The 22,007-nt window shown below is 36.7% G+C and carries 20 protein-coding genes, 2 tRNA genes and 1 rRNA gene; 17 read left to right on the top strand and 6 right to left on the bottom strand.

The window, feature by feature from the left end; genetic code table 11:
* Positions 1-38 precede the first annotated feature (38 nt).
* A 5S ribosomal RNA gene (rrf, locus tag BN986_RS20905) occupies positions 39-154 on the top strand.
* Positions 155-255: 101 nt separating this feature from the next.
* On the opposite strand, the gene BN986_RS20910 is transcribed toward rrf, so the two are convergent.
* Positions 256-813: a DUF1697 domain-containing protein gene (locus BN986_RS20910; RefSeq protein WP_040983867.1), complete on the bottom strand. Its 558-nt coding sequence runs from the start codon at positions 811-813 to the stop codon at positions 256-258.
* Between the two features lie 197 nt (positions 814-1,010).
* Here BN986_RS20910 and BN986_RS20915 point away from each other — a divergent pair, with 197 nt between their 5' ends.
* The 10 genes from BN986_RS20915 to BN986_RS20960 all read left to right on the top strand — a co-directional run bounded on the left by BN986_RS20915 (position 1,011) and on the right by BN986_RS20960 (position 8,197).
* Positions 1,011-1,379, top strand: coding sequence for a hypothetical protein (locus tag BN986_RS20915; RefSeq protein ID WP_040983869.1), 369 nt, complete (start codon positions 1,011-1,013; stop codon positions 1,377-1,379).
* On the top strand, positions 1,331-2,113 hold the full coding sequence (yidC, locus tag BN986_RS20920; RefSeq protein WP_052401007.1) for a membrane protein insertase YidC: 783 nt from the start codon (positions 1,331-1,333) through the stop codon (positions 2,111-2,113). Before BN986_RS20915 ends, yidC begins: the two co-directional genes overlap by 49 nt.
* A gap of 360 nt (positions 2,114-2,473) precedes the next feature.
* A tRNA-Met gene (locus BN986_RS20925) sits at positions 2,474-2,550 on the top strand.
* A 59-nt stretch (positions 2,551-2,609) separates the two neighbouring features.
* A tRNA-Asp gene (locus BN986_RS20930) sits at positions 2,610-2,686 on the top strand.
* A 363-nt stretch (positions 2,687-3,049) separates the two neighbouring features.
* Positions 3,050-4,009 (top strand): thiamine-phosphate kinase, encoded by a 960-nt coding sequence (gene thiL / locus BN986_RS20935; protein ID WP_040983871.1) that lies wholly within the window; start codon positions 3,050-3,052, stop codon positions 4,007-4,009.
* 12 nt (positions 4,010-4,021) lie between these two features.
* Complete coding sequence (gene tsaE / locus BN986_RS20940) at positions 4,022-4,468, top strand: tRNA (adenosine(37)-N6)-threonylcarbamoyltransferase complex ATPase subunit type 1 TsaE (RefSeq protein WP_040983873.1); 447 nt, start codon at positions 4,022-4,024, stop codon at positions 4,466-4,468.
* A 10-nt stretch (positions 4,469-4,478) separates the two neighbouring features.
* Positions 4,479-5,183, top strand: a complete 705-nt coding sequence (gene tsaB, locus BN986_RS20945; RefSeq protein WP_040983875.1) for a tRNA (adenosine(37)-N6)-threonylcarbamoyltransferase complex dimerization subunit type 1 TsaB — start codon at positions 4,479-4,481, stop codon at positions 5,181-5,183.
* Positions 5,180-5,629 (top strand): ribosomal protein S18-alanine N-acetyltransferase, encoded by a 450-nt coding sequence (gene rimI, locus BN986_RS20950; RefSeq protein WP_040983877.1) that lies wholly within the window; start codon positions 5,180-5,182, stop codon positions 5,627-5,629. Before tsaB ends, rimI begins: the two co-directional genes overlap by 4 nt.
* On the top strand, positions 5,626-6,636 hold the full coding sequence (gene tsaD, locus BN986_RS20955) for a tRNA (adenosine(37)-N6)-threonylcarbamoyltransferase complex transferase subunit TsaD (protein WP_040983879.1): 1,011 nt from the start codon (positions 5,626-5,628) through the stop codon (positions 6,634-6,636). The genes rimI and tsaD overlap by 4 nt, the downstream gene beginning before the upstream one ends.
* 388 nt (positions 6,637-7,024) lie before the next feature.
* Positions 7,025-8,197, top strand: coding sequence for an FtsW/RodA/SpoVE family cell cycle protein (locus BN986_RS20960; RefSeq protein ID WP_040983881.1), 1,173 nt, complete (start codon positions 7,025-7,027; stop codon positions 8,195-8,197).
* Between the two features lie 273 nt (positions 8,198-8,470).
* On the opposite strand, the gene BN986_RS25870 is transcribed toward BN986_RS20960, so the two are convergent.
* The gene (locus BN986_RS25870; protein WP_052401009.1) at positions 8,471-9,649 is read right to left on the bottom strand and encodes a CBS domain-containing protein; all 1,179 of its coding nucleotides are present in this window, start codon (positions 9,647-9,649) and stop codon (positions 8,471-8,473) included.
* A 159-nt stretch (positions 9,650-9,808) separates the two neighbouring features.
* Entirely contained in the window at positions 9,809-11,743 is a 1,935-nt protein-coding gene (locus BN986_RS20970; protein ID WP_040983882.1) for an ABC-F family ATP-binding cassette domain-containing protein, read from the bottom strand.
* Between the two features lie 1,056 nt (positions 11,744-12,799).
* Between BN986_RS20970 and BN986_RS20980 the strand changes: the two genes are divergently transcribed.
* Positions 12,800-13,435, top strand: coding sequence for a redox-sensing transcriptional repressor Rex (locus tag BN986_RS20980; protein WP_040983885.1), 636 nt, complete (start codon positions 12,800-12,802; stop codon positions 13,433-13,435).
* Between the two features lie 111 nt (positions 13,436-13,546).
* Here BN986_RS20980 and BN986_RS20985 read toward each other — a convergent pair whose 3' ends face one another.
* Positions 13,547-13,741, bottom strand: a complete 195-nt coding sequence (locus BN986_RS20985; protein ID WP_040983887.1) for a YdiK family protein — start codon at positions 13,739-13,741, stop codon at positions 13,547-13,549.
* A 1-nt stretch (position 13,742) separates the two neighbouring features.
* Positions 13,743-14,447, bottom strand: coding sequence for a CPBP family intramembrane glutamic endopeptidase (locus tag BN986_RS20990; RefSeq protein ID WP_040983888.1), 705 nt, complete (start codon positions 14,445-14,447; stop codon positions 13,743-13,745).
* Between the two features lie 353 nt (positions 14,448-14,800).
* Here BN986_RS20990 and groES point away from each other — a divergent pair, with 353 nt between their 5' ends.
* Both groES and groL read left to right on the top strand, forming a co-directional pair.
* Positions 14,801-15,082: a co-chaperone GroES gene (groES, locus tag BN986_RS20995; protein WP_040983890.1), complete on the top strand. Its 282-nt coding sequence runs from the start codon at positions 14,801-14,803 to the stop codon at positions 15,080-15,082.
* An 82-nt stretch (positions 15,083-15,164) separates the two neighbouring features.
* Positions 15,165-16,796, top strand: a complete 1,632-nt coding sequence (gene groL / locus BN986_RS21000) for a chaperonin GroEL (protein WP_040983892.1) — start codon at positions 15,165-15,167, stop codon at positions 16,794-16,796.
* Between the two features lie 168 nt (positions 16,797-16,964).
* On the opposite strand, the gene BN986_RS21005 is transcribed toward groL, so the two are convergent.
* On the bottom strand, positions 16,965-17,729 hold the full coding sequence (locus tag BN986_RS21005) for a GNAT family N-acetyltransferase (protein ID WP_040983894.1): 765 nt from the start codon (positions 17,727-17,729) through the stop codon (positions 16,965-16,967).
* Positions 17,730-17,975: 246 nt separating this feature from the next.
* On the opposite strand from BN986_RS21005, the gene BN986_RS21010 reads away from it, so the two are divergent.
* The 3 genes from BN986_RS21010 (at position 17,976) to BN986_RS21020 (ending at position 22,002) form a co-directional block, all read left to right on the top strand.
* A complete protein-coding gene (locus tag BN986_RS21010; protein WP_040983896.1) occupies positions 17,976-18,884 on the top strand; it encodes a DMT family transporter in 909 nt (302 codons plus the stop codon).
* A 106-nt stretch (positions 18,885-18,990) separates the two neighbouring features.
* Positions 18,991-19,719, top strand: a complete 729-nt coding sequence (locus tag BN986_RS21015; RefSeq protein ID WP_052401010.1) for a YqjF family protein — start codon at positions 18,991-18,993, stop codon at positions 19,717-19,719.
* A gap of 405 nt (positions 19,720-20,124) precedes the next feature.
* A complete protein-coding gene (locus BN986_RS21020) occupies positions 20,125-22,002 on the top strand; it encodes a beta-N-acetylhexosaminidase (RefSeq protein WP_040983898.1) in 1,878 nt (625 codons plus the stop codon).
* Positions 22,003-22,007 lie beyond the last annotated feature (5 nt).

A 22,007-nucleotide genomic window follows, 5' to 3' on the forward strand; every position in this document is an offset into this window, starting at 1 on the left:
TACTCTTATTTAGTTTTCAGGGTGCAAAATCTTGTAAGTCTGGTAGCGACAGCGAAGAGGTCACACCTGTTCCCATGCCGAACACAGAAGTTAAGTTCTTCAGCGCCGATGGTAGTTGGGGGCTTCCCCCTGCGAGAGTAGGACGCCGCCAGGCACATTAAAAAGAGTTAAGCATTATGCTTAGCTCTTTTTTTGTAAAAAAATATTACTGATTTCAATAAGAAGAAAAGGTAATTTTTTATTAATAAAACCATATTATTCTATTGTTTTTGCTATTGTTGCCAATTTATTGACTGTTTTCCAATTACGAACGGTGAATGGAACACCTAATTTCTGAAGTTGATTTGCCAGCTTAGCATTGCGAATACTATTATAAAAAAGAAGATAGATTTCTTTATCTTGGATATGGTACTTTTCTTTTTCATGTTGAAATCCCTTTAAGTTTTCTAGATCTTCTTTGGAAGGAGGATTAAGAAAACAAGCCACATAGAGACTCTCTCCGACAGAAGCTGTTTCTGCTTCTATAATCTCCTCCGCGGAAAAGGGACAATTTGCCATTAGCTGTTCCCATTCTTCTGCAGTTCTCAAAATCGTAAAAATAGAAAGTCCAAAATCTTGCATGATTTTATTCTCTATTTCTTCTCGCAATATCTTCTTCTTCTTGTCCGATTGAAATAAGATATTTCCACTTTGAATATACGTTTGAACGTTTTTAAGATCTAATGCTGTAAGTGATTCTCGTAACTCAGCCATTTTAATTTTATTTTTTCCGCCTACATTAACACCTCGTAATAATGCAATGAAAACTGGCATAGTTTATCAACTCCCTTATATACCTATTTTTATTATTTTACTCTGCTTATTGAGACAATGCAAAATACGAATCAACAATGATAAATGCTAACAAATTCTCTAAGAAGCTGTGGATAGGAAATAACCTGATTTTTTGATATAATAACAATTAGCTTAAATGATGATTAATTTTCAATACATAAAGGAGGTGAGTAAGCATGTTTCTGGAACTTTTTAATAGTGCCATTATAGATTCTTCCATCTTTTATATGTATTTCGGTGTCATGTTGATGACGATGGGGATCATGTACTTTGTTCATTTTCATCATAATAATCCGATTGTATATGATTACGTACTGGGTGATAAACATCGAAATATTAAAATCAATATCAGATATATGGATAAAACGTTCATTATTAATGAGCCCTTTATCATTTGGCTTATCGTAACATGTAAAAGAATAGATGAAAAAGACGATAAAAATGACAGTGCAGCCTCTTATTTTAAGAAGAAGTTTAAAATAAGAGGAGGACAATTATGGAAAAAAAGGGCTTACTCACAGCCTTTAAAAAATATCAGCTTTTAATTATTGTACTATTGTTGACTGTTATACTTGCAGGGTGTGGAGCAAATACTGCTCCTATTGACAGTTCATCGACAGGATTTTTTGATCATTATTTTGTGTATCCTTTTTCACTTTTGATTAAAAAAATAGCTTTTTTGTTTCAAGGTAATTACGGGATTGCAATTGTTTTGATTACAATTATTATTCGGTTTGTATTGATGCCATTTTTTATTCGACAGTCAAAGAATAGTAAAGACTCTCAAAAGAAAATGGCAGTGATGAAGCCGGAGATGGACCTGATTCAAAAGAAATATAAGGGCAAGAGCAGTACAGAAGATCAGCTAAGTATGCAGAGAGAATTAAGCTATCTTTATAAAAAGCATAATTTTAATCCTGTTAAAATGGCGGTAGGGTGTTTGCCACTAATTATTCAGATGCCTATTCTGATTGGGTTCTATTATGCTATTATGCGTACTCCAGAGATAGCGGAGCAGTCATTTCTGTGGTTTAGTTTAGGAGAAACAGATCTTTTATTTGTTGCTTTTGCTGTGCTTATTTATTATCTGCAAGCAAGAGTAAGTCTCATTGGATTAGAAGAAGCCCAGCGAAAGCAAATGGCTATTATGAGCTTCTTATCTCCAATTATGATTGCAGTTATCTCTTTAAATGTCCCTTCAGCATTACCTTTATATTGGGCAGTTAGTGGAATATTTATGATTATACAAACACTCATTATAAAAAAATATGTACATTAATAAAAAGACTTGTAAATAAACGGTATAAAATCCCCCTTTTATCATTATATGGAGGGGGATTATTACTGTAAAAATTAATTTTTCAAGGAATGTAACAACTTAATGGAAGATTTTAAGAGAAAAATATTAAAAAGAAGCAATGCATTTTATATGAAGAGAAAATGGGATAGAGGTGTTCATAACTCCATAGTCATTCGCAATAACACTTATAAACAACACTCAATTTGGATAAACTAATAGAGAAGTAATGATCAAAAAAATAATTAGAAAAAATTTAAAAAGGGTCTTGCATTATTCTCTAAAAGAGGATATAATAAATCTTGTCCCTAATTAAGGGATAGAAAAAATAATCATTCATATCGCGGGGTGGAGCAGTCTGGCAGCTCGTTGGGCTCATAACCCAAAGGTCGTAGGTTCAAATCCTACCCCCGCAACCAAATTAAGATCCAGATTTTTTACCATTGGAGTACTGGATAAAGTAAGCATACATAATTTAGGTCCGGTAGTTCAGTTGGTTAGAATGCCTGCCTGTCACGCAGGAGGTCGCGGGTTCGAGTCCCGTCCGGACCGCCATGATTTTTAAAATAATAGTAATCGGCAGCACATGGTTTCCGCTAAGAAACATGTGTTTTTTTAATGCATAAATGGATTATTGTTACTTGAGATTTAAAAAATAGGTAAAATAGTTTTTATCAATAATTTGTATCGATTTTTATGACATAAATTTTTATTTTTTGGCTTTGATTTGCTATGATAAGTAGTAGATTAAAAAAGCTTGTATTCGTTTATGGTTTAACGAATAGTTCGGTTTGTTAGCTAAGCATATGAAAAGTTGACTTCGTTGTGAAATACTTCTTAGGATGGGGACTGCTCTGCCTGTCCCAACGAAACATTTGTGAAATTTTCCCAATGTGAAATAAAGGAATTGGTGATCGTATGGATGAATTTTCATTTATTAATGCCATCAAACAAAAAGCTTATAGTCAGCCAACATTAGTCAAAGGAATTGGCGATGATGCAGCTGTTTTTCGCAGTACATCGGATATTGTTACAACGGTAGATACGTTTGTTGAGAATATCCATTTTTCTTTAGAAACCATGCGTCCATTTCATATCGGGTATCGGGTACTAGCGGCAAATATCAGCGATTTAGCTGCAATGGGGGCAGAGCCTGCTTTTTATTTAGTTTCTATGTGTATTCCAAAAACATGGAACCAGAAAGCGTTAGAGGAAATTTATCAAGGAATGCATGAGCTGGCATCCTTGCATCAAATGGATCTAATTGGTGGCGACACGGTTTCAAGTGACCGTTTAATGATCTCTATTACAGCAATGGGATATGTACCGAAAGATCAAGCTAGATTTCGAAGTGATGCGCAGCCAAACGATATCATCTTTGCTACTGGAACATTGGGAGATTCCCGGGCAGGCTTAGAAATATTGCTGCAAGGCCAGGAATGTAAAAGCCAGGACTATTATATCCAACGTCATCGCCTTCCAGAGCCGAGAGTGGCATTGGCGCTAGGATTACGGGAAATAAATCGGGTGGCGTTAAATGATATTAGTGATGGAATTTCAAATGAAGCAAATGAGATAGCAGAAGCTTCTGGTGTGGGGATTTTCATTATAGAAGACAGCGTTCCTGTTTCTGAAAGTTTTCATCAGTTTTCTGAAGAGCAGCAGTACGAATGGAAATTGTCAGGTGGAGAAGACTTTGAACTTCTCGGAACAATATCAAAAGCAAATTGGCCGAGGGTCCAGGAAATTGCTGACCAGATAAATACGCCTATCCGGCAGATTGGCTATGTCTATGAAGCGGAAGAACCGCGTGTTCTGATTCAAACACATGGAGAGACAAAACAATTAACGAAAAGCGGATACACACATTTAAAGTAGGTGGAATCATTGTTGCAGTTGTTATTAAAAACAGAAAAGGATACACAAGATTTTGCATATCAGCTAGCTGAGAATTTACAGCCTAACGATGTCTTAACCCTTGAAGGTCAACTTGGTGTTGGAAAGACTACTTTTACAAAAGGGTTGGCGAAGGGGTTGGGAGTGAAGCGTAATATCAGTAGTCCAACTTTTACCATTGTGAAGGAATATCGCGGGCGTTTACCACTATATCATATGGACGTGTATCGGTTAGAGAATTCGATGGAGGATATTGGTTTTGACGATTATTTCTTTGGCGATGGCATCACAGTAATTGAATGGGCTAGTTTTATTGAAGATTTTCTTCCCAAAGAACGGCTGGATATTAAAATGCATTATGCAGATAATGAGAATCAGCGTGAAATTACACTTACTCCTTTCGGGGAGCATTTTGAACAAGTTGTTAAAGCATTGAGTTAGGAGTTTTTTTATGAAAATACTTGCAATGGATACTTCCAATCAAGTTTTAAGTGTGGCATTATTAGGTGATAAACAAATAATTAGTGAAGTCACTACAAATATCGCTAAAAATCATTCCGTGCGTTTAATGCCTGCAGTGGAAAAGCTGATGAAGGATGTGAACGTGACCCCTTCTGAATTAGATCGTATTGTTGTTGCAAAAGGGCCGGGATCTTATACTGGAGTCCGGATTGGATTAGCTACAGCAAAAACAATGGCATGGGCTTTAAATATACCGGTTATAGGTGTGTCTAGCCTGGAGACGCTGGCTTATCAGGGGCTTTTATTTGATGGAATCATTTGCCCATTTTTTAATGCCAGACGCGGTTTAGTTTATACAGGGGCATATCAATGGAAAAATGAAACCCTTGAAACAGTAATGGATGAAGAAAATATTTTAATGACGGACTGGCTTGCAAAGTTGAAAGAATCAGGAGAAAAAATCTTATTTTTAAGTCAGGATATCGAACTTTTTAAAAATGTTATTATAGAGCAGTTGCAGGATAAAGCTGTGATTGCTGATATATCATTTCAACTTCCAAGAGCAGCTCATTTGGCGCTTCTAGGCAGAGGAAAAGAAGCTGACTCTGTTCATGCACTTGTTCCGAACTATCTTCGTTTAACAGAAGCGGAAGCAAATTGGCAAAAGCAGCAAAAGGAGAAAGCAAACCGATGAGTGCGTTTGTTATTCGTGAGATGAAGTTGGAAGATGTTCCAGGAGTGTTGGCAGTAGAAGAAGCAACATTTGAAGGACCGTGGGATGCAGATATATTTTATAAAGAACTCTGTGAAAACGATCATGCTTATTACTTTGTAGCCTGTGTGGATGATCGAATTATTGGCTACATTGGTACGTGGATAGTATTTGGAGACGGACAAATTACAAATTTTGCTGTTCATCCAGATATGCGAGGACAAAAAATTGGTGAGAAATTATTCGGTTATGTGATGACTTTTATGGCTAGTAGAGGAGTAGAACGACTTTCACTAGAAGTACGTGTCTCAAATACGGCTGCACAATCTTTATATAAGAAGTTTGGGCTTGTTGCTGGTGGAATTCGAAAGCATTATTACACGGATAATTTTGAAGATGCTATTGTTATGTGGGTGAATGTAAAATGAAAAAAGACACAGTGATATTAGGTATAGAAACAAGTTGTGATGAAACAGCTGCATCGATTGTAAAGAATGGACGCGAAATTCTTTCGAATGTGGTTGCATCTCAAATTGAAAGTCACAAGCGTTTTGGTGGTGTTGTACCTGAGATAGCTTCAAGACACCATGTAGAGCAAATTACCATGGTTTTAGAAGAAGCAGTTCATCAAGCTGAAGTAGGCTGGAATGAAATCGATGCAATTGCTGTTACAGAAGGACCAGGCTTAGTAGGAGCGCTTCTTGTTGGTGTTAATGCAGCAAAAGCTTTAGCCTTTGCAAAAAATAAGCCACTTATTGGTGTGCATCATATTGCTGGACATATTTATGCAAACCGCTTGGAAAATGAATTTGAGTTTCCACTTTTGGCATTGATTGTTTCAGGAGGACATACCGAGCTTGTCCTGATGAAAGATCATTACATGTATGAATTAATTGGTGAAACAAGAGATGATGCTGCTGGTGAAGCTTATGATAAAGTTGCAAGGATGTTAAAACTCCCATATCCGGGAGGGCCAGAAATTGATCGTTTGAGCAAAGAAGGAGAGGCAACGATTGAATTTCCACGTGCTTGGCTAGAAGAAGGAAGTTATGATTTTAGTTTTAGTGGCCTAAAATCCGCTGTTATCAATACGCTTCATAATGCAGAACAGCGTGGGAAAACGTTAGAGCCTTCAGAGGTTGCAGCAAGCTTTCAGCAAAGCGTTATTGAAGTATTGACGGAAAAAACATATCGTGCGGCGCAAGAATATCATGTGAAGCAGGTTATTGTTGCTGGCGGTGTTGCAGCAAATAAAGGGTTACGAGAAAGTTTAAAAGATCGCTTTAGTAATGGTCATGCTGATTTGTATATTCCACCAATTCATTTATGTACAGATAATGCGGCTATGATTGCGGCAGCAGGAACCATTTTATACGAAAAAGAGAAATTTGTAGAACTTGATTTAAACGCAAATCCTTCATTAATGTTAGAATAGGTATAATAACAATTTAAACTTACTAGCGAGATTTATCGCAGTCCCAGTGGGAAGACCCCGCAGAAAAAAGCGAACTTCTTTTTTCGAAGAGATGAGCTCGGGGCCCGTGGAAAGTGTAGTGTTTTCCGTAGCGGTCGTATTAAGCTGACAACGTAGGTAATCAAAGCCCCAGCCCGTTTCAGTGAGGGATGGAGCAGACTAAGTTCGCGACGTCGTGTCTCAGGCGTCTGCACTAGTACATCCATGTGCAAACCCCCATTGAATAAAGTTTTACTTTATAAAAAATGTCTATGCTGAAATGATTGCTAATACCTATTGTAATAGATTATAATGTGTGATGTTTTCATGGAAATCAGGAAAGCAACAGGAGAAATTTGGTGGGAATCCGATGAATAAAAAACAAAATTATTATTTTCAAACTGATTTAATCTTATTATTGCTTGCTTTTGCAATAATAAGTTTTTTGGCAGTGTATAATGCACAGCAACTAGAGCAGTATAATACGAATTTTCTAATACGGCAAATGCTCTTTTATGCAATTGGGGTTGGAATGATTGCGTCTGTGCAGTTTTTAGACTTAGAGCAATTGTATAAAACAAGTCTCTATATTTATATCGGCGGGATTGTATTACTGGCATTTATTCCTATTAGCCCAGATTTTATTGCAAGAGAAATAAATGGTGCGAAAAGTTGGTATACCTTTATACCAGGATTAACGCTTCAGCCAGCAGAATTTGTTAAAATATCCACGATTCTATTTTTGTCGGCAGTAATCAGCAAGCATAAGGAAAAGTATGAAGTAAGTACGTTAAAGACAGATATACAACTTCTTGGTAAGCTATTATTGTATACAGCAATACCTGTATTTTTAATTATGCTACAGCCAGATTTCGGAACAGCAATGGTTTATTTATTCATAGTAGGAATGCTGATTATTCTATCAGGAATTAATTGGAAAATCATTTTTTCTTTAATTCTATCAGGTGTTGCTGTTATAGCCAGTGCTTTATTTATAGTTATTGAATTTCCAGGGTTTGCTGAAGAAACACTCGGAGTTCAGCCTTATCAAATCGATCGTGTCATGACTTGGTTTGATCCGTCACAGCAGTCAGCAGACGCGAACTTTCACTTTGAACGCTCACATATGGCGCTAGGATCAGGACAGTTATTTGGAAAAGGAATGGGAAGTATTGAGGTAAACTATCCGGAAGCCCAGACGGATTTTATCTTTTCTGTCATTGGAGAAAGTTTTGGGTTTGTTGGCAGTGCTTTCGTGGTCCTTCTTTATTTTATGCTTTTATATAAATTAGTAACACTTGGGTTAAATATATATAAGCATTCGCCATTCGGAGCTTATTTCTGTTTTGGGTTTTTAAGCTTAATGCTTGTTCATGTTTTTCAAAACATTGGGATGACTGTTGGAATTATGCCAGTAACTGGTATTCCTTTACTTTTAATCAGTTATGGAGGAAGTTCCGTTATGTCAACGATGCTTGGCATGGCTGTTATTTATAGAGTAGCGGTAGAAGAAACTATCCAGAATGATTATTTATTTAAATAATATAATATAAAACAAAAACGCATGGAGATTAAATTTTCTCATGCGTTTTTGCTTTATATAATTATCGAATGCGTCGCATATTAGGTTTTAACGTCGCAAACATTTTTAAGTATCCAATGTGTTGAACGCGGGGCGTGGAATCGGCACCTGCCACAAATGTTTTTAAGTGTAAAGTAAGCGTGTCATTGTTGTCCAGGCCAGCTAACCTGACAATAACATTGGTAAGCGTGATCCAAGTCTCAAGACTTGTTCGTTCTTAGGCCATAAAGAAAACTATCCTATAAATTGATGCTCCATCATATCTTCATCATGTACCTTAACAATCACGGATTCAATCTGATTATCCCTTACAGACTGTATGGTAAACAACAGATGCTTATAATGTACCGTATTCTCTTGGTGGTCGGGCTGTTGTTCCATTAATTCGGATAAAAAGCCATCTAATGTCTGATGCGGTGTGTCAATTGGAAAAGCGACGCCAAGAGTCCCTTCTAAGCTAAATAAGCTGATCGATCCATTAATGAAGTAGCGATTACCGGAAAGCGGTAAAATGTCCTTTGATTCTAACTCTGTTGCTATCGGTTTTCGATCTCCCAACAAATCGTTCGTAATATCTCTAATAATATCTTCTAAGGTAATTAATCCGAATGTTCCTCCAAATTCATCAAGAACGATGGCAATACTGTAGTTTCGTTCATTCATATCTTTAAAAACCTCATCCATTTCTTGATTCATTCTGACGTATGCAGCAGGACGAATCAAATGATGGAGGGAAAAGAAAGCAGTCGATGCACCTGATTTTAGACTTTGGAAGAAATCTTTTACATGTAATATCCCTGCAATTTGGTCAATATCTTCATCATAAACTGGAATTCGGGTGAATTCGGTTTCTTGTACAATAGAAAATACTTCTTCCAACGTTGCATCCATTTGTAGAACAGTTAAATCTGTACGATGTGTTGCAATCTCTTCTACATCTTTGCCGCTAAATTCGATAATATTCTGAGCCTCTTGTTGTTGCTCTTCTGACGGTGATGTTGCTTCTATATTTGTTTTTGAAAATGAATTAGGAAACAACCGTGATAAACTTTTTATGATAAGCTGCGGATGATTTTTTGCCAACCACTTTGGAAAAAAATAACCTAAACTAATCCATAAACCAAATAATAAAATACTGGAAAGTCCTATGATAATAAACTCATTCATTGTTTGTGAAAAAGGTAAAACAGAATTAGAGAGAATTTGACCAAGTGGGAGAGTAACAGCCACAGTAAGCCATGCGCTGCTAAAAAGGCCAATAAACATAAGTATAAAGGGAAGGGAATGAAGAAGCGTATTTGCATTTAAACGTACTTCTACCTTGGTTGATTGAGATAACCTTGCTTCTTTGACAGCATAATACATCAAACTGGTAAGAATGAAACAGATAAAGGTAATGATGGGTATCCCCACGAGACAACAACCTCCATTTATCATTTTGAAATATTAGTTTTGTTAAAAAATAAGTTTACTATATTTAGAAAAACGCAGCAACGTTCATCTCATGTAAAAAAGCAGGCAATCATTTTGCCTGCTTTTAGTATACAACGATCTGAAAATTATATCAATTGCTTAATCTTCTTCTAGCACAGTCCATTCATCCATAAACTGGTCTAATTCTTCTTTTAACGTTGTTAATCTATCCGTTAATTCCATTGTCTTTTTATGATCATCAAATACGTCTGGCTTGGTCATTTCTGCTTCGATATCAGCAATCGCTTCTTCCTTCTGTTCAATTAACGTTTCTAATTCTTCAATTCGGCGTTTTCGTTTACGTTCTTCACGCTGGCGTTGCTTTTCTTCCTGGAAGCTGAGTTTTTTTGCAGAAACGGTATTCTCTTCGGTTACTTTTTGTTGTTTTTGGAGCTCTAACAAACGCCATTCTTCTTCTTCTGCCTTTTTCTCTAAATAATAATCATAGTCACCAAGATACATTTTCACACCGCTTGTCTGCATTTCTGCAACTTGATCGGCAATACGGTTAATAAAATAACGGTCATGGGAAACAAATATAATTGTGCCAGGAAAATCGATTAAAGCACTTTCTAATACTTCTTTGCTATCAATATCCAAGTGGTTTGTCGGTTCATCAAGGATAAGTAAGTTTGCCTTCTGCATTTTTAATTTTGCCAAGGCAAGTCTTGATTTTTCACCACCACTTAAGGCGGATACAGGCTTTAAGACATCCTCACCAGAGAATAGAAAATTTCCGAGAATGGTACGAATATCTTTTTCATTAATTAGCGGATAGTCATCCCATAGCTCTTGAAGAACGGTTTTATTCGAGTTTAAATTTGCCTGTTCCTGGTCATAATAGCCAACTTGGACATTTGTGCCTAGTTGTATCTCCCCTTGATCAGGCTGCATCTTGCCAATAATCGTTTTTAACAAGGTGGTTTTACCGACTCCATTTGGTCCAACTAATGCGATACGATCACCACGGTTCGCATGCAAGGTGATATTTTTAAAAGTTGGCTGCTCTGTATCTGGATATTGAAATGTTAACTCTTTTATTTTTAATACATCATTCCCGCTCTGGCGGTTTACCTGGAAGGAAATAGATGCTGAAGATTCATCCCCGGCAGGGTGGTCAAGGCGATCTATTTTTTCAAGTTTTTTTCTTCTGCTTTGAGCTCGTTTTGTTGTAGAAGCACGTGCTAAATTACGCTGAATAAAATCTTCCAACCGCTTTATTTCTGTTTGCTGTTTTTCAAATTCTTTTTTCTCTTGCTCATAATCAAGTGCTTTTTGTGTTAAATAGTTACTATAGGTTCCATGGAATTTTTTAGAATGATGTCTGGAAATTTCATAAACAATAGATACCGTTTTGTCTAAAAAGTAGCGGTCATGGGAAACAATAATGATCGCTCCCGGGTAATTTACTAAATATCCTTCTAACCATGTAAGTGTATCAATATCTAAATGGTTTGTCGGTTCATCGAGAATAAGAAGCTGCGGTTTTTGTAAGAGGAGTCTGCCAAGAGCAAGCCTTGTTTTTTGTCCGCCGCTTAGATCTGTAATTGAAGTATCATAATCATAATCACCAAAGGATAATCCATTTAATACCGATTTTATTTCCGCTTGATACGTATATCCACCGTTCAATTGATACTCATTTTGTAGCTTATCATATCGGATGAGCAGTTGCTGGTAGTCCGCTTCGTCCATACTGGAAGCGTCCGCCATTTGTAATTCCAGCTCCCGTAATTTTTTCTCCATAGTCAGAAGTGGAGAAAAGACATCCAGCATTTCTTTCCAAATCGTTTTTCCAGACTCTAATGTCATATGCTGAGAGAGGTAGCCAAATGTTAAATCTTTTGGCTTGAACATTTCACCACCATCAAAAGGCATTTCGCCTGCCATTATTTTGAGAAGTGTTGATTTTCCGGCTCCGTTCCGGCCAACAATTGCTATACGTTCATTATCTTTAACTTCCATTTTTATGTTAGAAAGAATCTCTTCTGCTCCAAAGGATTTAGAGATTCCGTTTAATTGCATTAAAATCATCGTTGCCATCCTTTCTAAATATGAACAAAGCTGGGAAATGAATATATTTATTCTTTTTTCTTTTTGACTAATCTTACTCAACTATCGCACCTAAGAATAAGCATATATATCTTGCTATCTCAGGATGAACATGTTCTCCAGTACCATGCTTACTTTTTGATTACATATCCGGCCATTTTGGAATTGGTGATTGTGCATAGCTCCCGCTCCGGCCAACCACTCCGCTTTCCATGGGGACGGCTTCAGCTAACTTGAAAAGAAAACCGCTTTTCAAGTGGATCTTCAGCTCGCCCTGTTCCCATAGGAGTCTGCGTGGTTGGCCTCCGCTCTGATGGGATTCTACAGCGAACGAAAGAAATAACATTTTGATGAGTTTGACGAAATAACAGCTTTCGCCTGAACAACCAATGATGACAGAATGGATATGAAATACAGAGAATAGCTTTCATGCACAGAAATCAATCTTAGCAGAACATTTTACCATACAGCATGAAAAATATGTCTTATCTGATCAAACATCTATTAGGTGAGTTGTTTTCCACGTATAGAACATCTAACTAGCGGAGGCGGACCGTTTTGACTCCTGAGGGATCAGCACCATCTGAAGATCCACTTTTGCCAAGTGCTCTTCTTGGCAAAAGTTAGCTGAAGAGCGTGCCCCTAGGAAGGCAAAACGGTCCGCAGCAGCGGCGCTTTACACTTCACCTTCTACTCTTTCTTTGTCAAGGAAGTTATCAAAAGAACGATCAACTCCTGTTTCTATATAAATGAAGTTTCTTTTTAAGGTGAGAAAGTTGAGTTATTATAAAAGAAAGTACACCTTTTATAAGTGTAACGTATCAAAATAGAAGCTACAATAAAATAATGCTAAAGTTCGCCATGTTGGCTGTATTTCTGTTAAAATTGTATAGTAGAGAGTGCATTTTCGAATAAATCATTTTTAACGATATAAAGAAAGCTTTTATCTTAAAATCATAGTAGTATCAATAATAGAAATGAAAAGGTTTTAAAATATAAGTTTTCTTATAATTAGTAACTGAAGAGAGGCCGTTTCAAATGGAACAAAATAAAATTCCACAGGCAACAGCAAAACGTTTGCCATTATACTATCGATTTCTCAATAATTTATATCAGCAAGGGAAGATGCGTGTATCTTCGAAAGAGTTAAGTGAAGCAGTTAAAGTTGACTCTGCAACGATTCGCAGGGATTTTTCCTATTTTGGAGCTCTCGGAAAAAAGGGATATGGATATAATGTTGAGTATTTATTAGGTTTTTTTAAAAGTACACTGGATCAGCATGAAACAACAAATGTTGCTTTAATTGGTGTGGGAAACCTGGGAACTGCATTTTTACATTATAATTTTTTAAAGAACAACAATATCCGTATTACGATGGCGTTTGATGCAGATGAGTCAAAAGTTGGGAATGAAGTTGGCGGTGTTCCCATTTATCATGTGAATGAACTAGAAGATAAAATTAAAGGGATTGAAGTTGCCATTTTAACCATTCCCGCTGAAGAAGCGGATGCTACTGCAAATCGACTTGTTGATATTGGTATTAAAGGCATACTTAATTTTACGCCGGCACGTATTACGGTTCCCAACCATATTCGTGTACACCATATTGATTTAACAGTAGAATTGCAATCCCTTGTATACTTTTTGAAGCATTATTCTTTAGATGAGGAATAGGATAGGGTTGCAATGGAGATGTTATTCTTCCATGTATTTTCTGATTGTACAAAAAAACTAGCTCTTTACGATCCTTCTAAAAGAAGGACGATGCATGAGAGCTAGTTTTTCTTATTTTTTATTCTTTAATTTAAAATAAAATCGGAGCATTCGTAAACCAGCATAGAAAGTTAATGCTGCAAACCCGGCGAATATGATTGTTACCACATCCCAGACGGTGTCTCCTTTACTAAGAACGCCAAAATAAATAAGCAAAGCACCGAATAAAATGTAAACAATAGCTTTTATTAAATATGGACGATGCATGTTAACCTCCAAAGAATATGAGTTGTAATTCGTCAAGCCGTTTTTGGATTTCTTCTGGATCTAATGAAAATTGTGCCAGTACAACAAGTGTATTCATTCCTGCATGCACAATAATCGGAACAATAATTCGCTTCGTTTGTACATAAAGGAAAGCAAAAACAAATCCCATTGCTGTATACACTAGTATATGCAAGAAATCCCAATGAATCACGGCGAAAATAAGGGCGGAAATGATGGCAGCAAAGAAAAAGTTCATTTTTTTATAAAGTGATCCAAAAATAATTTTCCGGAAAATTATTTCTTCTAATATAGGAGCAAGTATTGCCGGAAGAATGACAAAGATTGGGACAGCCCGGGCCATGTTCATGATGCCCTGGGTATTTTCTGAGCCTGGATCAATTCCGAATACCTCCATTTCAATCGTTGCAGCCAACCCTTGAGAAAGAAGGGCCATAAAGATTCCCAGAACAGACCAGACAATAATGCCGCCAACGCCGACAGCATCGGAATGAGCCCGGACTTGCATATCGGGTTTTAACAACAAAAGAACAATAACAAGTCCGATAGTAAAGCTGAACACAGACCAATAAACACTGGCAAGAACAGGATCTGCATTAAATCCAAATACGAGCAGCGGTACGGCAAGTAAAGCAGAGAATTGCATAATGATATATGTAAGTATGACATATATATATCTTCGAGTCATAAAAACGCTCCCTTAATTAAAATGTTCTAGAAACTACTAAAAATGACACATTAGGAACAAGGAAGGGAAGCTTCTGTAAGTTCGTCCACATTAGTCAGTGTGGCAGGTGCAGAAGTCATCGCAACCATTGAAAGACCGTCATAAAATATATTCTAACACATCTATCACTCAAAATTATAATCAGAAGTACGTGGAATCATGCATAAAACCATGAAAAAGTTAATTTAAAAATTATTTATCATCCTACTTGCATTTTTTCCAAGAATTAATTATTATATTAATTGGAGTTAGCACTCGAAGATCAAGAGTGCTAATAAAAATAAAATGATTTGGGATTAAGGAGGCAATTCTACATGATTAAACCATTAGGAGATCGTGTTGTTATCAAACTTGTTGAACAAGAAGAAACAACTGCAAGCGGAATCGTACTTCCAGACTCTGCAAAGGAAAAACCGCAAGAAGGTGAAGTAGTTGCAGTGGGATCTGGACGTGTGGAAAATGGAGAAAAGGTAGCTTTAGAAGTTTCTGAAGGAGACCGTATTATTTTCTCTAAATTTGCTGGTACTGAAGTGAAATATGAAGGTACTGAATACTTAATTCTTCGTGAAAATGATATTTTAGCAATTGTAGGTTAATCAAAAATATACGATGAATCTTTAAGCAAAAGTTTACAGATTAAAATGAAACCGTGAATCAAATTGGAGGAGGAATTTTAACATGGCTAAAGATATTAAATTTAGTGAAGACGCTCGCCGCGCAATGTTACGTGGTGTGGATACCTTAGCAGATGCAGTAAAAGTAACCTTGGGGCCAAAAGGCCGCAATGTGGTATTAGATAAAAAATTCGGTTCACCGCTAATTACGAATGATGGTGTAACAATCGCGAAAGAAATTGAATTAGAAGATGCATTTGAAAATATGGGTGCACAGCTTGTATCGGAAGTAGCTTCTAAAACAAATGATGTTGCTGGTGATGGTACAACAACTGCAACTGTACTAGCTCAAGCAATGATTCGTGAGGGACTTAAAAACGTAACTTCTGGTGCCAATCCAGTTGGAATCCGTCGCGGTATTGAAAAAGCAGTGGCATTAGCTGTAGAAGAATTAAAAGGGATTTCTCAGCCAATTGAAAGCAAAGAAGCAATTTCTCAAATCGCAGCTGTATCATCAGGCGATAATGAGGTAGGACAATTGATTGCTGAAGCGATGGAACGTGTAGGTAATGACGGTGTTATTACGATCGAAGAATCAAAAGGATTTAACACGGAGCTTGAAGTAGTTGAAGGTATGCAATTTGATCGTGGATATTCTTCTCCTTATATGGTTACTGACCAGGATAAAATGGAAGCCGTATTAGAAGATCCATATATTTTAATTACAGATAAGAAAATTGGAAATATCCAAGAAGTATTACCGGTATTAGAACAAGTTGTTCAACAAGGTAAGCCGCTTCTTATGATTGCGGAAGACGTGGAAGGCGAGGCACTTGCTACATTAGTAGTAAACAAATTACGTGGTACATTCAACGCTGTAGCTGTGAAAGCTCCAGGATTCGGTGACCGTCGTAAGGCAATGCTTGAAGACATCGCTGTACTTACTGGTGCAGAAGTCATCACAGAAGATCTTGGACTAGACCTTAAATCAACAAGCATTGAACAATTAGGACGTGCTTCTAAAGTTGTTGTAACAAAAGATGATACAACAATCGTGGAAGGCTCTGGAGATCCAGAATCAATTTCCAGCCGTGTTGCACAAATCCGTGCACAAGCAGAAGAAACAACTTCTGATTTCGATAAAGAAAAATTACAAGAGCGTCTGGCAAAATTAGCTGGCGGTGTTGCTGTCGTTAAAGTTGGCGCAGCTACAGAAACAGAATTAAAAGAACGTAAACTTCGTATTGAAGATGCATTAAACTCTACGCGTGCTGGTGTAGAAGAAGGAATGGTACCTGGTGGCGGTACTGCTCTAGTAAATATTCATGGTAAAGTAAGTGAACTTAGCCTAGAAGGCGATGAAGCAACTGGTGCAAGCATCGTACTACGTGCTTTAGAAGAACCAGTTCGTCAAATCGTTCATAATGCTGGACTAGAAGGTTCTATCATTGTAGAACGTCTAAAAGGCGAAAAAGTAGGGATTGGCTACAATGCAGCAACCGACGAATGGGTAAACATGGTTGAAGCTGGTATCGTAGACCCAACGAAAGTAACCCGTTATGCGCTACAAAACGCAGCATCTGTTGCCGCTATGTTCTTGACTACAGAAGCTGTAGTAGCAGATAAGCCGGATGAAAATGAAGGCGGCGGAATGCCTGATATGGGCGGCATGGGCGGAATGCCTGGGATGATGTAAGTCATTCATTCAAACCCTTGACTTACAAAGGTTTCAAGGCTGCGTAATGCTTGCTTGACCACTAAAAGGTAACATTTTATTTTAAAACAATATCCTGAAAGGCGTTTTCGTATAAAGTTTTGGCTTTTGCGGAAGCGTCTTTTTTATAGTGCTATATACACATAGTTTCTAAGAACCAGCCAATACACGAAAATGATATTCAGAAACCGTCTGAAACCCAAGCTTGTCATATAAGTGAAGAGCAGCTTGATTTTCCGCCACAACCTGTAAATAGACATGAGAAGCATCATTCGTCAAAGCCCATGCAGTCAGGTGCCTCACCAGCTGAACAGCTATTCCTTTTCGGCGATAATTTTTATCTACAACAATATTACTAATACATCCCCAACCATTTTCAACAACGACAGAGCCCATCCCGACAATTTGGTTACCAGAATAGATAGACATAAAATGCTTCATTGGTTTAATCGCTGATAGGATATGAGAATACGCTTCGTACTTATCTGGTGAAGCTTCACTTAAATGTATTAGATTATTAATCCACGCAGACTTTATTTCTGAAGAAGACTGTATAATCCATGTATGATCTGGAATTGTATTCTTTAATATTTTCTCGCAGGGTGCCTGCATGATAAAAGATGGATCGCATTTATCATAGCCCTTTTCTTCTAAAATAACATCCAATTCTGATGGAGATATTTCACTAATATAGAAACAGGGCGTTATCGATTTTACTTTATAAAACTGTTCAATAATCTTAAGCCAATCTTTATTTTCCGGTATTGGGCCGATAGTATGTACGCTGTTAGCTCTTTTAGTTACGCCAAAAGTTGCCCGCAGATTCCAGCTCTCAAATAGCATTTGGGTATATGGGGGCCAAGCATTGACAGCTAATTTTTCAATGCTGTGTACGATATCCGTTTCTGTAGTCATCTCATCCCGCCTAACATTCTTTATTTTTTGTATATTTATACATAATAAAGAATTTATATTCATTTGTAAATATCCAAAATGAGATTTAGTTAAAATAAATGCATGTTATAATTTATATAGTGCGCAAAAACGTTGTCTTAACAAAAAACAAAGAAAATACTTATTTTAAGAAGACTTATTCAAAATAGTAGATTGCTATAAAAGTTGTCATTTTTTTCAAATATCATTTAGAAATCAGGTGTTTTATTGAAAAATATATACATTCTTTTATTTATTGTAATGCTGCTTTGGGGATTTAACGTTTCAGCTATTAAAGTTTTAGTTACAAACATAGACCCGATTTTGGTAACCTCTGTCCGAATTTTTGTCGCAGGTGTTGCTGTACTTCTGATTTGTTTGTTTATGGGCGTATTTCGATGGCCAAGTAAGAAAGAATGGAAGGTTATTCTTTATGTCGGGTTATTTAACGTCGTCTTGCATCATGCTTTAATAAGTGTTGGATTAAAGTATACCTCTGGGATAAACAGTAGTTTAATTTTAGGAACCGGGCCATTATTGACTGTTTTATTAGCTATTCTATTGTTAAAGCAACGTGTCCCTAAAATGCGATTAACTGGATTTGTTTTAGGGTTTATTGGAATCTTTCTCACTACGAGTTCAGGGGGAGGTTTTGAAAGTATAGCGGTAGGAGATGTAGTTGTCTTTTTTGCTGTTTTGACGCAGGCATTCAGCTTTATTCTGATTGGTAAGTACCATGCCGATTTTGATTCAAGGTTAAGCACAGGTTTTATGCTCCTTATTGGTTCATTTTTTATATTTCTGACAAGTCTGTTTTTTGATCATCGTGTTTCCGATTTAACACAGCTGTTTTCATGGAAGCTTGGACTGGTTTTTCTCTTTAGTTCCCTGCTGTGTACGGCATTCGGACATATCATTTATAATTTTGCGATTAAACAAGTAGGACCTGCGGAAACAACATTATTTATGAACTTGAATACACTTTTTGCGGTAATTGGATCTGTACTTTTCTTGAATGAATCGATTACTTTATTTCATTTCATCGGATTTATTTTTATCCTGTGTGGAATATTTGTCGGAACGGGAACATTGGAGTATGTATTATTGAAGCGGAGAGGGAAACTTATTGATAAGTAAGCTTCATTCCTATTTAATATTTTTAAGTATGAAGAATAAAGGAATACAAAAAAGCTTAAACTAAAGTGTATACATAACTATAAAAATATGAATAGGAAAAATCCATATGATAACGAAAAAATTAATACAAACCGCAGACATCCGTAATCCTTTTCCTTGGGTGATGCTCCAGAAATGGGAGCATGTCTTATTTATCCACCTGCCCATATCACCTGAAGCTTTGAGAGAACGCCTTCCAGAGAATTTAGAATTAGATACATTTGATGGACAGGCCTGGATAAGTATGGTTGCTTTTAAAGTAAGCAAAAATCGGATTCGTTATTTGCCAAGCCTTCCTTATTTATGTCCGATGCTGCAGCTGAATGTAAGAACATATGTGAAGAAAAATGAAGAAAAAGGCGTATATTTCTTTACGATGGATACAAATAAATTATCTGTTGTTTTGGGAGGAAAAATAATAAAAGCTCCTTTTCTTCATGCAGATATGACGATGGACAAATCAGCAGATACCTACCATATAAACAGCCTGCGTAAAGGAAAATTATCTGCAAGATTTCATGCAAGCTATACACCGACTGAAGATGCTTTTCATCCAAAAAAAGGAAGCCTTGATTACTGGCTATTAGAACGATATATTTTCTGGGCGTATAAAAATGGTCGACTATATCGTGGAGATATTCAGCATGAACGGTGGAAAGTCCAAAACGCAAAAGTAAACATTGCGAAAGAGTCTCTTTTTGTCTTTCTAACAAAAGAACCTATCGTTGAAAGTCCAATTGTACATTATGCTTGTTCTAAGGTTGCGCTGAATGGAATGATTAAAAAAGTAAAGTGAGAGAGTGATCGGAAGTTCGTTCCTAACAAAAGAAAGTTTTATATAAGTCTAAAACGTAACAGTTATATGGAATTAATAATCATTAAAATACAAATTAGTGGGAAAAGATGACGGGAAAGTATCCTGCCATCTTTTTAATTTTGTGTAAGGTACTGTTGGCTTTCCCTCAATGCGATTTTCAACTAATCATAAAATGAAACTTTATTCCAAGAGAGTTTTTGCAGAAGCCCATTGATGATAAAACAGAAAAACAATTTTTCGAATGAAAATCTGATATTCTATTTCAATTTTCAAAAGCATATCCTAATACAAACCAAATAGTATAGCGTGGATAAATTCAAAAACGAACTTAAAGTATCGAAATGGATTAATACCAAATGATAGAAAAGCGAGGTCAGGATATATATGAAACTTCATTTAACAGGTGATGTATCACAAGTAAAAAAAGGGCTGAAACAGCTTTTAAAGGAGCTGGATATTGAATTATCAGAGGAAGGTCATCGGATCCAGGTGATTCAAAAAGAAGGACCCTTGTCTGTGAAAAATAATCATGGGAAAAGTGAAATCGTATTTCAGGAAAAGATTCATTTTTTTAGAGGTTTTGGATTATGGTTAGAGCATTTTTATGCACAAAAAGACTTTAACCTTGTGGAATATCCACAATTTACGATGCAAGGTGCGATGCTGGATGCCTCACGGAATGCAGTGATGACGGTGGATGGGATAAAAAAATTAGTACGAAAAATAGCTATGATGGGATTAAATACGTTGATGGTATATACGGAAGATACATATACGGTAAAGGAATACCCTTATTTTGGCTATATGCGTGGAAGATATACAGAAGAAGAGTTAAGGGAATGTGATCAGTATGCAGCAAATTTAGGGATTGAAATGATTCCATGTATTCAGACATTAGCTCATTTAACGGAAGCATTAAAGTGGAATTATGCCATTCCTATCCGCGATACAGCCGACATTTTATTGGCAGGATCTAAGGCTACTTATACGTTTTTAGAACATCTTATTGAAGCTGCAAGCCGTCCATTTCAATCAAAACGGATTCATATCGGCATGGACGAAGCACATCAGCTAGGATTAGGAAAGTATTTGGATGTACATGGATATGAAAAACGATTTGATATTATGAATAAACATTTGCAAGAAGTAACAGCTATTACGGAGAGAAAAAAGCTGAAGCCAATGATTTGGAGTGATATGTATTTTCGTCTCGGCTCCAAGCATGGAGGATATTATGATTTAGAATCCGATATTCCAGAGTCGGTTATATCATCCATTCCGGACGCCCAGCTTGTGTATTGGGATTATTACCACGATGATGAACAATTTTACCGTACATTTATTCAGAAGCACAAAGCATTAAAAGATAATCCTGTATTTGCGGGTGGCGTATGGACGTGGAATGGAATTTCTCCTAACTATGGCAAAGCCTTTGCCACAACGGAAGCCGCTTTACGTGCTTGTAAAAAAGAGAAGGTCAAGGAAATTTTCGTGACAATGTGGGGAGATAATGGTGCAGAAACGCCAATGATGACAGCTTTGCCGGTCTTACAGTTATTTGCCGAACATGCTTATCATGAAACTTTTTCAGAGGCTCACCTACAGAAACGTTTTCAATTTTGTGCAGGAGCAAATTTTGATGATTTCATACTTTTCAACCAATTAGATGAAACACCTGGAGTAAATAAAGATAATCTGCAGACCTCCAACCCTTCCAAGCTTTTATTGTGGCAAGATATTTTGATTGGTCTATACGATGAGAATATCAAAAATCTCCCCTTAAACAAACATTATGAACTTTTGACAGCTAAATTGGAGCAAGCAGCAAAAAGAAATACAGATTGGAGTCTGTTATTTCATTTCTACCAGCAATTATCACATGTTCTTAGCATCAAAGCGGAATTAGGCAGGCAAATCAAAGAACTATATGATAAACAAGATCGAAGCAAGCTTCAAACAATAATTCCAGTCTTAGAAGAAGTAAAAGAGCGTGTGGATACAATGCGAAAAATACATCGGACATTATGGTTTTCTATCAATAAACCTTTTGGTTGGGAAATTATTGAGATTCGATATGGCGGTGTACTTACGCGTATAGATACGGTAATGTACCGTTTAAACCAGTACATCGAGGGAGAAATCAGCAAAATCGGTGAGCTGGAAGAAGAACGGCTCTATTTTGAAGGCCCCTATCCGATGCAAGCAGGTTCACTAGGAAGAAATTTATATCATCGTATTGTTACAGCGGGTAATTTATCATAATTTCT

This window comes from Oceanobacillus jeddahensis, assembly GCF_000750635.1.
GTDB classification, from domain to species: Bacteria; Bacillota; Bacilli; order Bacillales; family Amphibacillaceae; genus Oceanobacillus; species Oceanobacillus jeddahense.